The following is a 14830-nucleotide window of genomic DNA, read 5'->3' as shown; positions in this document are numbered from 1 at the left end:
CCTTGAACAAAGGGGGGGATTGCCGTTGGCCATTGAGCACCAAAGGAACTTTCCCCCCCTTAACAAGGGGGGGCTTGGGGGGGTGGTTTTCATCCTCCTTTGTGAAACCTCCGTTTCATGACGGTTCATCCGAAAATCCCTCCGGCGGGGTAAGAAAACCCCGCCTATCCCTATCTACGAGGATAGGCGGGACATTCTTGTCCCGCTGATTTTCATGGCCCTTTGTGAGCCAACGATTCATGAGTGTTTCCTTATCTATTATCACTTTCCATCATGAAAATGGTATATAAAAACATAATCATATAATAAAGTCAATGTTAGGTTGGTATCATTTCATGCGGGGTCTTATTATCCTTGTCCAGAACACTCCTAACTTTGCTTAGCAGCTCTTTGGTAGAGACGGGTTTCATTATAAACTCTATGCCTGTTTTATTATAAAAGGCTTCATTGTTCATAAATCCTTTTGGATAACCGCTGATAAAAATAAATTTCATATCAGGTTTTCCCTTAAATATCTCCTGATAAACCTCTGCCCCTGTTTTGAAAGGCAGGACTACATCAAGTAGTGCAAGGTCAATATTATCTTTATTGTTCTCAAATCTTTTAACAGCCTCTTCTCCATCTGTTGCCTCAATTACTTTATATCCGAACTCTTCAAACACGGTCTTCATGAAGCGCCTGACAAGACCTTCATCCTCTGCAATAAGTATAGTTTCATTACCGCCTGCAGGTATTTTATCTAAGGAAGATAACTCATTGTCATGTCTTATCTCTGCGAGCGGCAGATACAATGAAAATGTTGTACCCTTACTGTTTTCGCTCTCAACATCTATATACCCTTTCATCTGTTTAATAATCCCATAGACAATAGAAAGTCCAAGCCCTGTACCCATCCCAAACTCTTTTGTGGAAAAGAACGGTTCAAATATCTTTTCCTTAATCTTCTCATCCATTCCTGAACCGGTATCACTAACAGTCACAAGGATATATTCCCCTGTCTTCCCAAACCCCTTATCCTTAATAAATGTATCGTCTATATAATAACGACTTGTCCTGATAATGATAAAGCCGCCGTGCGGCATGGCCTCTGTGCTGTTGGTCACAAGATTCCTCAACACCTGCTCCATCTGATTACGGTCTGCCATAACCGGCATCTTATCATCAGAAAGTATCAGCCTAAGATTGATCCCCTCACTGATTACCCGCGATAAAAATACCTCTGAGGCCTTTATAATTTCATTAATATCCTGAATCCGCAAGTTCACTGACTGTTTCCTGCTGTATGTCAGCAAGTCTCTTGCCAGACCAGCGGCCCTTTCAGATGATTGAATAATATGGTCAACATAACCCTTTAATGAGTCCCCGGAATGGAGCTTCATGCCGAGAAGGTCTGCATATCCTATAACTGAAGTCAGGATATTATTAAATCCATGTGCAACCCCGCCTGCCAGTTGACCTATTGCCTCCATCTTCTTTGCATGAAGCAATTGGGTCTCAAGCCTTTTCCTGTCAGTAACATCACGGAATATCCCTTTTGTTGAGATAAATTTTCCATCCTGCATCTTTGCCCCAACCTTACCCTCCACAAAGACCTCATCTCCGCATTTTGTCACAAAGACTGCCTCAATATTTTCAATCTCTTTGCCTTTCTGGAGTTCTCTGAATATCTCCATACAATGCGGGATAGTGTCTTTTCTCAGAATATCAACCAATGTTAGATTCTTTATCTCTTCATCAGTATAACCAAGTACATTCTTCCATTTCCTGTTTACATAGATGAAACCTCCATTCTCATCAACGGATTGTATCAGGTCATTGGCATTCTCAAATAAATCCCTGTATCTTTCCTCTGACTCCCTTAAATTGGACTCAGTTTCCATTCGTCCGGCTATCCATCGCCGCATGGCACGGATTGAGGAAAGCCATACAGCAAAAATAATCGCAATTCCAATAATGCTGAAAGCGTAAAATATAATCCTGTAAACCTTCTCCCTATAAAGAAGAAGTTCGCTTTCTGTCTCAAGGATTGAAAGGGTCTGCCTCATGCCGCCGGAGTATATTACCTTCTGCCTGAGGTATGCAGGACTGTTCAATAGAAACGAGGCATCATCCCTCCTCCCCTCCCGTATCAGAGAGAAGGCATTCCTTTCCATCTGCACGAGTTCCATATTTGCCCGGTTCGTTTGTTTTACATAAACATCCGTCTGTTTACCCTTAAACAATTTAAGTGTGTCGTTAATAAGAATGTCCAATTCCGGTTCAAACTGGTTATACCTGTCCTCATATTTCATATCTCCTGTTGCGGCTGCCATACGGGCAGACATTGTAAGCACTTCATCCAGAAGCATAATTCTGCCGACGTTGAGGGAAAGAGAAAGGTGCCTGCTTTGTAATTCACTATTTCGTTTCTCCAAATAAAGATATTGTATAAGACAAAATACAACTATTAAGGTACTGACGAGTAAGGCAATACCGATTGCCTTTATGGGTAAGTTAAATATCCTGGAGGGTGATAATTCCTTCACGATCCTTATCCTTATTCAATAAATCCTAATATATTTTAAGTTTAAGTAGTTATGAATGGGCACGGAGAGAGTACTTATGTATCACATTCTATACACTAAAGCAGGTACGAAGTCAACTGCTGCCGACACCAATAAATTGGATTTGAATAATGCAGTGTCTCAAAAACGGCTGGTTTCAAAATCGCTCAATTTGGGTATAAGTATTAAGAAATTCCTTTCTCACAAAAAGGGCACAGTCACAATACCCCTGCCTTGCAATATCTTCTTTGTGTTGTTCGCAGGGACAGACGTGCCTTATGCCGGCTTTAATGCACTTTTCTACAGGCATACAGGGACAATACGGCCGCCCGTATCTTTCAAGGTTCACCGCCAGCCCTTCAATTATTGACCGCACCTTGTCTTTGTCAGGGTGGAGATGGTATGGGCCTTTTGATGCATACTTTTCCACCATTCGTGTTATTTTTGTAATTGATTCTGGATTCACTCTAAAACCACCCCATCCCCACCCTTACCCTCCCCTTGAAGGCGAGGGAATTATTGAGCGATAATCCTTCTTGCTTCTTGCTTCTTGCTTCTAACTTCTTACTTCTGCTCACTGCTACCTGTCATCAGCCTTACCAACGTCTTCCTAAAGCTTTCATCATCCTCTTTCTTCCTTGCCTTAGGCCCCTTTATTCTTACCCCTCTTTTTCTCTGCTTGTGAGAGGCATGTCTTTTCTCAAGTAGTGTGTCAATGTTGTGGTCGCTGTATAATCTGCCGGATGGTGAGAGTGCTATTGCCCCTTTTCCAAGGACTAAGGCTGCAAGGCCATAATCGGATGTTACAACAATGTCCCCTTCATCTGCCCTGTTTGCTATTGCAATATCAACTGCCTGAAATGCAGAGTCCACCCGTACAACATCCATCCCCTCCATAGAGCCGATGGCATGTGCCATACTAACGACCATTACCACATGACCCCCCCTGTCACGGGCCTCATAATAGATAATCTCTTTAACCGGACAAGCATCTGCATCAACGTATATATTCATGTCTTATGGATACAGCCCTCTTGCCAGATGTGCGTCTGCGAGTCTTTTTATGGCGATTACCATTGATGCCTTTCTCATGGCGATATTTTCCGAGACAGAAAACTTTAACACTTTGTCAAAGGCAACGGTGATGATCTCATGGAGACGTTCATTTATCTCTTTTTCCTTCCAGAAATATTTCTGCAGGTCCTGCACCCACTCAAAATATGAGACAATAACACCGCCGGAGTTTGCGAGTATGTCAGGCACGACAAATATTCCTTTATCATTTAATATCGCATCAGCCTCTCTTGTTGTGGGGCTGTTTGCACCTTCTACAATTACTTTGCATCTCAGCCTGCCTGCGTTTTCTTCGGTTATCTGTCCGGAGAGTGCGGCAGGAATTAGAATGGTACAATCAGTTTCCATCAGGGTTTTATTATCTATAAATTCTCCATCAGGATAACCTTCAAGTGTATGCTTTTTCTTTTTGTAGGAGACTACATTTGTAATATCAAGTCCATTCCTGTTGAATATACCGCATGTTGAATCGCTTATTCCTGTTACCTTAATATTGGATGCAGTTAAGAACCGTGCGGCAATCGAACCCACATTGCCGAATCCCTGTACAATAGCAGTAGATTCCTCAGGCTTTATACCGAGATGTTTTAATACCTCCATAGTAATGTATACCACTCCCCTTCCTGTTGCCTCTTCCCTGCCGAGCGAGCCTCCGATGCAAATTGGTTTGCCTGTGACTACGCCCGGTACAGCATATCCTCTCTGCTGGCTATAGGTGTCCATCATCCATGCCATTACCTCATCATTTGTACCTACATCAGGAGCAGGTATATCGTGATCCGGCCCGATGACCATATATATCTCAGATGTGAAACGTCTCGTGAGCCGCTGAAGTTCCTTTTTCGAAAGGTCCTTGGGATTACACCTGACCCCGCCCTTTGCGCCGCCATAAGGAAGGCCCACAAGGGAACACTTCAATGTCATGTTCATTGCAAGTGCTGCAACTTCACCGAGATTAACTCCCGGATGATAACGTATCCCGCCCTTAGTCGGACCAAGCGATGAATCGTGCTGAACCCTGAACCCCTGAAACACATGAACATCACCGCTATCCATGCGTATCGGCATGGAAACACACAACGCCCGTTGCGGCAGTCTCAACCTGTTCCATATATTACGATCAAGGCACAACCATTCAGCCGCAGCATCAAGCTGTGATAAAACATCTACATAAGTAGGCGAATCAAATTCAGCCGGAACCTTTTGCATAGTGTACTCCAAGCTCACCCCCACCCTAACCCTCCCCCATCAAGGGGGAGGGAACATATCTTTGTTATCTTTCTTTTTCTTACTTCTTACTTCTTACTTCTTGCTTCTTGCTTCTGCCGTCTCACTCGTCTTCAATCTCCATCCCATCATACGCCAACTCAATCCCCTCAGGAAGTTCTGAGTTCACCTTATCATGGTTGTATGAGTGGGAGAGATGAGTTAAAACAGCACGTTTTGGTTTAAGTTCTTTTATTACTTCAATGGCCTCTGAAAGGCCATAGTGTTTGTTGTGAGGCTGATACCTTGTTGCGTCTAAAATGAGAACAGATACATCCCTGAGAACACTCATAGAATAATCAGGGATACCATTGCAATCAGTTAAATAGGCCACGTTGTTTAAGCGATAGCCGAGTATCATGTTTTCTCCGTGAAATATCTTAACAGGCAATATGGTTATCCCGAAAAGTTCAAACCCGGTTTCAACAATATTTATTATCAGTCTGGGTGTCCAGTTTTTATTTCCTGAGTCATTAAACACATATCCGAATTTATCTTTTATAGAATTCATGGTATCACTGCTTCCGTAACACGGGATAGCTGCACCCTGCAGGAGATTAAAACTCCTCAACTCGTCAATGCCATGAATATGGTCAGCGTGTGCATGTGTAAAAAATACTGCGTCAATTCTTTCTATTTTATGGGTAAGGGCCTGGAATCTTAAATCAGTTGCAGTGTCTATCAAGATATTTTTGTTATTACTGCCGACAAGTATGGATGCCCTTGTCCGTTTGTTCTTTGGATTGTCTGACTGACAGGTAGCACAATTACATCCTATGACCGGTACACCGGTTGATGTGCCGGAACCTAAGAAAAGTATCTTCATTCACCCCATGCACTGTCCGGTATCATCAGCCTTTCAACAGGCTTACCGTTCATTATATGTTCATTCATTATTTCAGCAACATCATCTGCCGTAACCCCGCGGTACCATACTGCATCAGGATAAACCAGAACAATAGGGCCGAAATTACACATCCCTATACATGTGGAACCGCTCAGTATTACCTGACCAAAAAGCCCCCTCTTTTCAAGCTCCTCACTGAATTTCATTACAACACCCTGAGCACCCTTTTCTCCGCATGAACTCTTAGGATGACCGGGCGGCCGTGTGTTTGTACATACTAAAATGTGGTATTTCGGTTTAGCCATTATTTCTTTCCCCTTTCATTTTTTAATAAAATACGTTAACCTAACTCGATAGAAACTGTCAAGAGGGATTAAAGACAGTAAGCAGTTAGCAGAAGTTAGAAGCAAGAAGATAGAAGTAAGAGAAACGAATTAAACATACATGAGCGACTCGCTCACAAAGGGACATGAAAATCAGCGGGGTAAGAAAACCCCGCCTATACTCATAGAAATGGATAGGCGGGGTTTTCTTACCCCGCCGGAGGGGATCTTCGAGTGAACTGTCATGAAACTGCGGTTTCACAAAGGGCATTAAAAATCCCCCCCTTTACAAGGGGGGGTATGGGGGGGTGATTTACGAGTGAAATTAGACAAGAATGACATACTAAATCTTATGCAGGACAGGGCATACCGGCCGCTTCTTTTAAAAGAGCTTGGTGAGGTACTTGGTGTATCCAAAAAAGGCCGCAAGGAGTTCAACAAGATTGTACATAACATGTTAGAAGAGGGCTTGATTGTTAAGATACGAGGCGAACGTTACGGTCTCCCTGCAAGGATGAACCTTGTAACCGGTATTCTTCAAGGTCATGCTGACGGGTATGGTTTTCTGATTTCTGACACAAAAGGTGAACCGGATGTTTTTATCCCACGAAGGTATATGACTGGGGCAATGAATAATGACAAGGTTGTGGCAAGGATTGAGGCTGTTAAAGAAGACGGACGTATAGAGGGAAGGGTTATAAGGGTATTAGAGAGATTTTATAAAAAGGTCGTGGGACGATTTGAGAAAGGGAGAAACTTCGGTTTTGTAATACCTTCTGATAAGAAGGTCTGTTACGATATTTTCATCGCCCAGCGGTCTTTTAATAAGGCAAAGGACGGGGATATTGTAGTCGCAAATATTATCTCCTACCCCCAGAGTGCAAGAAATCCTGAAGGTGAGATTATAAAGGTTCTCGGTCAGCAGACGGCACGTGGTATTGATACGGATATGATTATAGAGGAATACGGCCTTCCTTCAGAATTTCCAAAAGAGGTGCTTGCAGAGGCCATGAATGTCCCTGAAGCGATTACGGATGCTATGCTGAAAGGCAGGGTTGACCACCGTAATCTTAAAACCGTTACCATTGATGGTGAGAGGGCACGGGATTTTGATGATGCCGTGTCCATAGAGAAAAGGCCTGACGGCTGTGTAATGCTGTGGGTGCATATTGCAGATGTCAGTCATTATGTCCCATGGGGCACTGCCCTTGATAAAGAGGCATACTCGCGTGGGACAAGTGTCTACTTTCCTGATAAGGTTATCCCGATGTTTCCTGAAAGGCTTTCAAATGGTATATGCAGTCTGAACCCGCAGGAAGACCGCCTCACATTAACAGCAGAGATGCTGTTTGATAAGGCAGGCAACCGCATTAATTACCGCATATATGAGAGTGTGATTAACAGTAATGAACGCATGACCTATACTTCTGTGAAAAAGATTCTTGAAGACCAGGATCAGGAGCTGATTGAGAGATATGGGGAACTCTTAGATACATTTCAATTGATGAAAGAACTATGTCTGAGATTGAGGAAAAAGAGGATAAAGCGGGGGAGCATAGACTTTGACCTCCCTGAACCTGAGATTGTCCTTGATATTCAGAGCAAGGCCGTTGATATTGTTCTTGCTGAAAGAAATATAGCTCATCAGATTATAGAAGAGTTTATGCTTTCAGCAAACGAGACAGTTGCAGTTCATGTAGGTAGTAAACCCGTGCCTTTTATATATCGTGTCCATGAGACACCGGATGAGGAGAAGATAATGGTGTTTAATGAGTTCATTGACAGCCTCGGATATAAGGCAAGGTTAGACCATACACAGCCAAAGACATTTCAGAGAATGTTAGACAAGTTAAAGGGAAAACCGGAAGAGGTATTGATTAACCGGCTACTGCTCCGATCCATGAAACAGGCACGTTACTCTACTGAGAACATTGGCCACTTCGGCCTTGCATCCGAACACTACACCCACTTCACATCCCCCATCCGGCGTTACCCTGACCTCATTGTTCACCGCATGATAAAGGAGAGTGAGAAACTCATGAAACACAGCCGCACAAAGGACAACGAGAATTCCCCCCCTTTGTTCAAGGGGGGGCGTGGGGGGGTGTTCAACAAGTTCGAAGACCGGCTGATAGACATTGCAAAACACTCATCAGAGCGCGAGAGGCTTGCAATGGATGCTGAAAGAGAGGTAGTTGAATTAAAGAAGCTGGAATACATGCAGGACAAGGCCGGCACAGAATACACCGGCGTAATCTCCGGCGTTACAGCTTATGGATTCTATGTGGAATTAGATGACATACTCGTAGAAGGACTCGTCCGCGTCACATCAATGTACGACGACTTCTACAGACGTGATGAAAAAGCCCACCGCCTCGTAGGAGACAGACTCGGAAAAACATTCAGGCTGGGAGACAAGGTAAAAGTAAAGGTAGATAAGGTGGACATGGAAAAGAAGAAAATAGATTTTAAGTTGGTAATATAATAAAATATATTGTAAATAGACTATAAAAGTAATGGAAAAATCAATCTGTCAAAAATGGCTTGAAAGAGTGAAATATGATATGGATACTGCTGATGCAATGTATGAAACCGGCAGATATATTTATACCGTATTTATGTGCCAACATGTAGATAGTAAAATAGAATTGACCCCCTATCGTCATATAAATTTGACCCCCCTTAATACTATAATCTCCTCTCAATAGAGAGGAGGGAAAGGGGGATGATAAGGGGAAACAGGACAGGGACAGGTCTTGAAATATCACTTTTTAGTCCATTCATCCGTTAAAGCTTTACTTCCTATAGAAATATTACGGACAAATGACCATTAATCCCGCCTTCTTCCTGCTGCGGGGCTTCTGCCTGACTACAATCTGTATATCCCGCCCCATGATATTAAGAAATTGAAACAGCTGTTCCAATGAAAAGCCTGAAAGCCTGCCGTTCATGATGGCAGAAATTTGGGGATGATCTACTCCCAGAAGACGGGCAGCCTCAATCTGGTTAAGATGACGATTGTTGATGATTTCGGCGATCTTTCGGGCAAGCTCCGCCTTTGCCGGTCGGTCTGCCGGTTCGGACAGACCTACGTCTTCAAATACATTGCCTTTGCTTATAGTAATGTCTTTCATTTAGTTTTCTCCTCTTTGCCTGCATGGTGCTTTTCTGCCTGTTGCAGGCGCGTTTGTATTAAATCCAAATCCTTCTTTGGCGTTGCTATCCCGCTTTTGGATTTTTTCTGGAATGTGTGCAGGGCATAAACAATATCAGCATTGGTTATATGCCGGATTTGGCATAAATTGCAAGTGCACAGAAATCCACAAGGGAATGGTTCTAATTTTCGGGAACTAATCAGGATAGATTTTAAGTTGGTGGGGTGAAAGAGAGTCAAATAAAAAGCAGCTATTGCCTCTTGCCTATACAGGATTTTTCTGCAATAATAACACTTCCTATGACAAGGCTTGGTGTAAACATTGATCATGTGGCTACTGTTAGGCAGGCTAGGGGCGGGGTTGAGCCTGAACCTGTTGCTGCTGCTATCCTTGCTGAGACAGCAGGGGCGGATGGCATCGTGTGTCATCTCCGTGAGGACAGGAGGCATATACAGGACAGGGACCTTGAGCTATTACGGAAAATAGTTACGTCTCACCTGAATCTTGAAATGGCTGCTGTAAATGAGATGGTGAAGATTGCCTCAAAGATTCATCCTGACCTTGTTACTCTTGTACCGGAACGTAGAGAAGAGCTTACCACAGAAGGCGGTCTTGATGTCATAAAACAGGAGAGCAGGCTAAAGAAGGTAATAAAAACACTCCATGAAAATGATATAGAGGTCTCAATATTTATTGACCCTGATACAAAGCAGATTGAGTCTGCGTTGGAAACCGGCGCAAAAATAATTGAAATTCATACAGGTAGATACGCAAATGCCTCTACACGGTCTGAGAGGGAAAAAGAGCTGGAGAAGATAGTAAACGCAACCCTGTATGCAAGAGAGATAGGTTTAAAGGTATCCGCCGGCCACGGACTCAACTATAAAAACGTAACAGCAATCGCAGACATAAAAGAGATTGAAGAATTAAACATAGGCCACAGCATCATCTCCCGCGCCCTATTCGTCGGCATGGAAGCCGCAGTCAGGGAAATGAAGAAACTCATTTCAAATTCCAAGTGATGAGTACGAAATGATAAAAATAAAATACCAGATTCCCGATAAAACACTTCAGGAATGACAACCTCTTTTCCTGCTTCTAACTTCTTGCATCTTACTTCTTCCTTCTTGCTTCTAACTTCTGCTCACTGCTCACTGCTTACTAATCTCACCTTCCCATGAGCCTTCTGACTTGCACTACCCCGTTCACCTGTTCAATCTTTTGTATTGCCCTCTCAAGGTGGGTTAAGTCTTTTACATCAACAATAAAGTTCAGGATGGCCCTTCTGTCCTCTGTGGTGGTTATCTCTGCGTGGCTGATGTTTGCGGCAGAAGAGGTTATTGCCGCTGAGACGCTGGCGAGGACACCCGGCCGGTCTATGGTTGAAACAGATATTCTTACAGGATATGTAATCGGTTCGGTAGTATCCCATTCAACCGATACAAGGCGTTCTTTATCATAGTCCAGCTCATCAATGTTAGGACACGACGGGGTATGAATGGATATGCCTCTTCCCCGCGTAATGTATCCTAAAATTTTATCACCTGGTACAGGGTTACAGCATTTTGAAAAATGTATAAGTATATCGTCTATACCCGTTACCTTTACCCCTCCAGGTACACGCACTCGTTTCGGCGCCTCTTCCTTCTCCTTACCTTCCTCTTTCTCTACACTCTCAGGAAACAGTTTCTTCATGATCTGCTTTGGAGAAACCTTTCCATATCCTACCAATACACTCAGTTCTTCAATATCCTTAACACTGTATTCATTAAATACATCCTTCAGGATTTCCAGTTTATTAACAGCAGTGAAGCTTGACCCTATCCTGTGCAGTTCCTTTTCAATAAGCTTTCGCCCGATCTCGTGACTGCGTTTCCGTTCTTCAGTCTTTATGTAATGCTTAAGCTTTGCCCTTGCACTCGGAGTCTTAACAAACTTCAGCCAGTCTTTGCTCGGCACATGATTCGGATTTGTTATAACCTCTACTGTATCGCCGCTCTTTAATTGGTATCTCAAAGGTACCATCTTTCCGTTTATCTTTGCCCCGACACATTTATTCCCAATCTCCGTATGTATAGAATATGCAAAATCAACAGGAGTCGCCCCCCTTATCATCTCTTTAACATCCCCCCTTGGGGTAAACACATACACAACATCAGGAAACAGATCCACCTTAACTGAATCTAAGAACTGCTTACTGTCTGAGAGGTCTTTCTGCCATTCAACCATCTGTCTTAACCAGTTATATATCTGATTATCTTTAGCCTCTGCCTGACCTTTATCTTTATATTTCCAGTGTGCCGCAATACCTTCTTCAGCAACCTCGTGCATATCATCTGTCCTTATTTGAAATTCCACCCTGTGTCCTGCGGGGCCGATAACAGTTGTATGCAGTGATTGATACATATTAGATTTGGGTACCCCGATATAGTCTTTAAACCGTCCTGGTACCGGTATCCAGAGTGAATGGATCATGCCGAGTATGGTATAGCAATTGACCTTTGTGTCGGTAATAATACGTATCCCTGTCAGGTCATATATCTCTTCAAAGGGCACCCCCTGTGCCTCCATCTTCTGGTATATGCTGTAAAAGTGTTTTGTCCGGCCATAAACCTCTGCAGTGACCCCGTAAATCTTGAGATTCTGTTTAACAATCTCAATCACCTGATGTATATACCTGTCCCGTTCAGCCTTTTTCAGTGATATCTTTTTTGCAAGGTCAGTATAGATATCCGGTTTCAGATACCTGAGCGAAAGGTCTTCAAGTTCTATCTTCATCCACCCTATACCAAGCCGGTTGGCAATGGGGGCATATATCTCCATTGTCTCCTGTGAAATCCTCTTCTGCTGAGTAATACTTAATGCGGATAGTGTCCTCATGTTGTGCAGACGGTCTGCAAGCTTTATCAGTATGACCCTGACATCCTTACCCATTGAGATGATCATCTTTCTGAAGTTCTCTGCCTGCTTCTCCTCCCTCGACATAAACTCAACCTTGCTGAGTTTTGTAAGCCCCTCAACAAGGTCGGCAATGTCCCTGCCGAATTCCTTTGCAATATCTTCGCTGGTGGTAAGACTATCCTCTACTGTATCATGTAAAAGACCGGCAACTATGGATGCAATATCCATCTTCATTCTCGCAAGTATATGGGCGACTTCAAGTGGATGCCTCAGAAATGGTTCACCGGACTTGCGTACCTGTCCCTTATGGGCATTGGCAGAAAATGCATATACCCGTCTTATAAGCCCCACATCAGCATGGGGTATATATTCCAATACCTTTTCTATAAGTCCTTCTACGTTAGGCATCGTCTTTGTCTCTTTGCTAAATCAGGGGAATACAGGCAGAAGTAAGAAACGAGAAGCAAGAAGTAAGAGGTAAGAATGAAGGAAGAGCCTCATATCTAACTTCTAACTTCTTACTTCTCGCCTCTTCTTACATCTTGCCTCTTGCATCTTGCTTCATGCCTCTTGTTTCTTGCTTCTGACATCTTACTTCTTGTTTCTTGCCTCTTCTTACATCTTGCCTCTTGCATCTTGCTTCATGCCTCTTCTTGCCCTTGCTCCCCCTGCTTAACATCCTTCAGCCTCAACTGTATCCCATAAGTCCCCTTATATAAATTGAGTTCCGGGGTATATGCTACATCAAAATTATCACTACTTTTTATCAGATTATTATACGCTGATGCCATACTAAATCCAATACCGTCCAGAAAGGTCTTTCCCTTTTTCAGTTTTATCTTGAGATGGTCTTTTCCAACAACCCTGGGTTCCATGATACTCAGCCCTTTTGTACAGATTACCGGCTCAGGGTTTGAGACACCATACGGACGCAGGAGTGTCATTTCTTTAAGCAATGGGAAATTTATATCTTCAAGCCCTATCTCCGCATCCATCTTGATCACAGGTATAAAGTCCTGTTCCTTTAACTTCTCTGAAATCAGAAATGACAGCCTCTCCCTCAGGAGCGGTATATTGGATTCCTGAATACTCAGGCCTGCCGCATACTTGTGCCCGCCGAAGCGGTCAAGCAGGTCTTTACAGCCCTCAAGTCCCTCAAATATATTGAAACCGGGGATGCTCCTTGCTGACCCCTTGCCTGTACCATCCTCATCAAGGTGAATAAGTATACATGGCCGGTAAAATTCATCCACAATCTTGGAGGCCACAATCCCTATCACCCCCTGATGCCATTCTTTTGATGCCAGCACAATTACCTTTTTCCCTTCAATATCTCCTCCTTTGAGTACAAGTTCTCTGACCTCATTCTTAATCTTAGTCTCAATCTTTTGCCTCTCCTGATTTGTCCTATCCAGATGGCCTGCAATAACCAGCGCCTCCCCCATGTCTTCAGATGAAAGGAGTCTTACTGCTGAATCAGCCCTTGCAAGCCTGCCGGAGGCATTGATCCTCGGTGCAAGCATAAACCCCACAGTCCCGACATTCACCTCCCCGCCGGCAATCCCTGAAACCTCTTTAAGTGCAGCGACTCCAATCCTTTTCGCTTCTGTAAGGAGCCTCAGTCCCTCTTTAACAAAGTATCTGTTTTCTCCTGTAAGCGGCGCTACATCAGCAATAGTACCGAGGGCAACAAGGTCAAGAAGAGAAAATATATCAATGTTTGAAGTAAGATGACAGAAGTCAGAAGTGGGATTGCTTTTGACAGCTATTGTATGTGAAATAGCCTGAATCAATTTAAAGGCTACACCGACTCCTGTTAATCCCTTGAAAGGATATGTTGAGTCATGCCTGTTCGGGTTTAATAAGGCATACGCTTCAGGCATAACCTCAGGCGGCTCATGGTGGTCTGTCACAATCACATCAATCCCAAGGCCCTGTGCGAGCTTGACAGGGGCTATTGATGAAGTCCCGCAATCGGCAGTAATAATCAGAGTACACCTATCACTGTTTGCCTTGTGCATGGCCGCTTCGTTCAGGCTATACCCCTCCGTCATCCTGTCAGGTATATGCAATTGAACCTCAACACCGAGACTTTTAAAATATTCCTTATAAAGGGTACTTGCAGTCACGCCGTCAACATCATAATCGCCGAATATGAGGATCCGTTCCTTAGTTTGTATTGCCTTTATGATACGCCGGACAGCCTTATCCATATCATTTATAAGAAAAGGGTCAAGCAGGTTAGCTGAAGAAATATTCAAGAACTCCTTCCCTGATTTAACATCACGCACCCCCCTGTTAATCAATATCCTTGAGGTTAGCACATTAATATTAAGTTCCCTGCTTAAATGCCCTTCCAATTCAACATCCCGGTCTACAATCACCCATCTTTTTTGCATAAAAATACCTAATCTCCTTTGAACACTTATGACACGAATAAACAAATTATGTATTTTATTGATTCGTGTTATTCGAAATATTTGCGTTATTTTAGGTTATCTTAGCCAAATGGTATAGAGGTGTCAACTTATAATTCTCTATTAGTTGGGCTTGGGATGTAAAACGTATACAATTTATGGGATTATACCGCATAACCAAAGTTTAGGCTGACAATATTCTTGATGCTGATTCCATAGAAAGAACCTTCTTTGCATTTAACGCCTTGGCAACTAAAGCATTAATTTAATTCTTTCTATTTTAACTTACATTCTCAATGTTAAT

Annotated in this window: 11 protein-coding genes; 2 read left to right on the top strand and 9 right to left on the bottom strand. The window is 43.2% G+C overall.

Features of this window, described 5'->3' with window-relative positions:
* Positions 1–317 precede the first annotated feature (317 nt).
* The 6 genes from HZA08_13775 to HZA08_13750 form a co-directional block, all read right to left on the bottom strand.
* Positions 318–2525, bottom strand: a complete 2208-nt coding sequence (locus tag HZA08_13775) for a PAS domain S-box protein (protein MBI5194490.1) — start codon at positions 2523–2525, stop codon at positions 318–320.
* Between the two features lie 175 nt (positions 2526–2700).
* Positions 2701–3009, bottom strand: a complete 309-nt coding sequence (locus HZA08_13770) for a ferredoxin:thioredoxin reductase (GenBank protein MBI5194489.1) — start codon at positions 3007–3009, stop codon at positions 2701–2703.
* A 98-nt stretch (positions 3010–3107) separates the two neighbouring features.
* On the bottom strand, positions 3108–3557 hold the full coding sequence (locus HZA08_13765) for a YaiI/YqxD family protein (GenBank protein ID MBI5194488.1): 450 nt from the start codon (positions 3555–3557) through the stop codon (positions 3108–3110).
* A 3-nt stretch (positions 3558–3560) separates the two neighbouring features.
* Positions 3561–4826 (bottom strand): Glu/Leu/Phe/Val dehydrogenase, encoded by a 1266-nt coding sequence (locus HZA08_13760; protein MBI5194487.1) that lies wholly within the window; start codon positions 4824–4826, stop codon positions 3561–3563.
* 121 nt (positions 4827–4947) lie between these two features.
* Positions 4948–5709, bottom strand: coding sequence for an MBL fold metallo-hydrolase (locus tag HZA08_13755; protein MBI5194486.1), 762 nt, complete (start codon positions 5707–5709; stop codon positions 4948–4950).
* Entirely contained in the window at positions 5706–6035 is a 330-nt protein-coding gene (locus HZA08_13750) for a (2Fe-2S) ferredoxin domain-containing protein (protein MBI5194485.1), read from the bottom strand. Before HZA08_13750 ends, HZA08_13755 begins: the two co-directional genes overlap by 4 nt.
* A 370-nt stretch (positions 6036–6405) precedes the next feature.
* On the opposite strand from HZA08_13750, the gene rnr reads away from it, so the two are divergent.
* Positions 6406–8538 carry a ribonuclease R gene (gene rnr, locus HZA08_13745; protein MBI5194484.1) on the top strand — a complete coding sequence of 711 codons (2133 nt, stop codon included), beginning with the start codon at positions 6406–6408 and terminating at the stop codon, positions 8536–8538.
* 328 nt (positions 8539–8866) lie between these two features.
* Here rnr and HZA08_13740 read toward each other — a convergent pair whose 3' ends face one another.
* Positions 8867–9187: an XRE family transcriptional regulator gene (locus tag HZA08_13740; protein ID MBI5194483.1), complete on the bottom strand. Its 321-nt coding sequence runs from the start codon at positions 9185–9187 to the stop codon at positions 8867–8869.
* Positions 9188–9507: 320 nt separating this feature from the next.
* On the opposite strand from HZA08_13740, the gene HZA08_13735 reads away from it, so the two are divergent.
* On the top strand, positions 9508–10230 hold the full coding sequence (locus tag HZA08_13735) for a pyridoxine 5'-phosphate synthase (protein ID MBI5194482.1): 723 nt from the start codon (positions 9508–9510) through the stop codon (positions 10228–10230).
* A 145-nt stretch (positions 10231–10375) separates the two neighbouring features.
* On the opposite strand, the gene HZA08_13730 is transcribed toward HZA08_13735, so the two are convergent.
* Both HZA08_13730 and recJ read right to left on the bottom strand, forming a co-directional pair.
* The gene (locus HZA08_13730) at positions 10376–12517 is read right to left on the bottom strand and encodes a bifunctional (p)ppGpp synthetase/guanosine-3',5'-bis(diphosphate) 3'-pyrophosphohydrolase (protein ID MBI5194481.1); all 2142 of its coding nucleotides are present in this window, start codon (positions 12515–12517) and stop codon (positions 10376–10378) included.
* A 233-nt stretch (positions 12518–12750) separates the two neighbouring features.
* Positions 12751–14508 carry a single-stranded-DNA-specific exonuclease RecJ gene (recJ, locus tag HZA08_13725; GenBank protein ID MBI5194480.1) on the bottom strand — a complete coding sequence of 586 codons (1758 nt, stop codon included), beginning with the start codon at positions 14506–14508 and terminating at the stop codon, positions 12751–12753.
* Positions 14509–14830: the final 322 nt, after the last annotated feature.

This window comes from Nitrospirota bacterium, assembly GCA_016212215.1.
GTDB lineage: Bacteria > Nitrospirota > 9FT-COMBO-42-15 > HDB-SIOI813 > HDB-SIOI813 > JACRGV01.
This window is presented reverse-complemented; position numbering and strand designations above follow the sequence as displayed.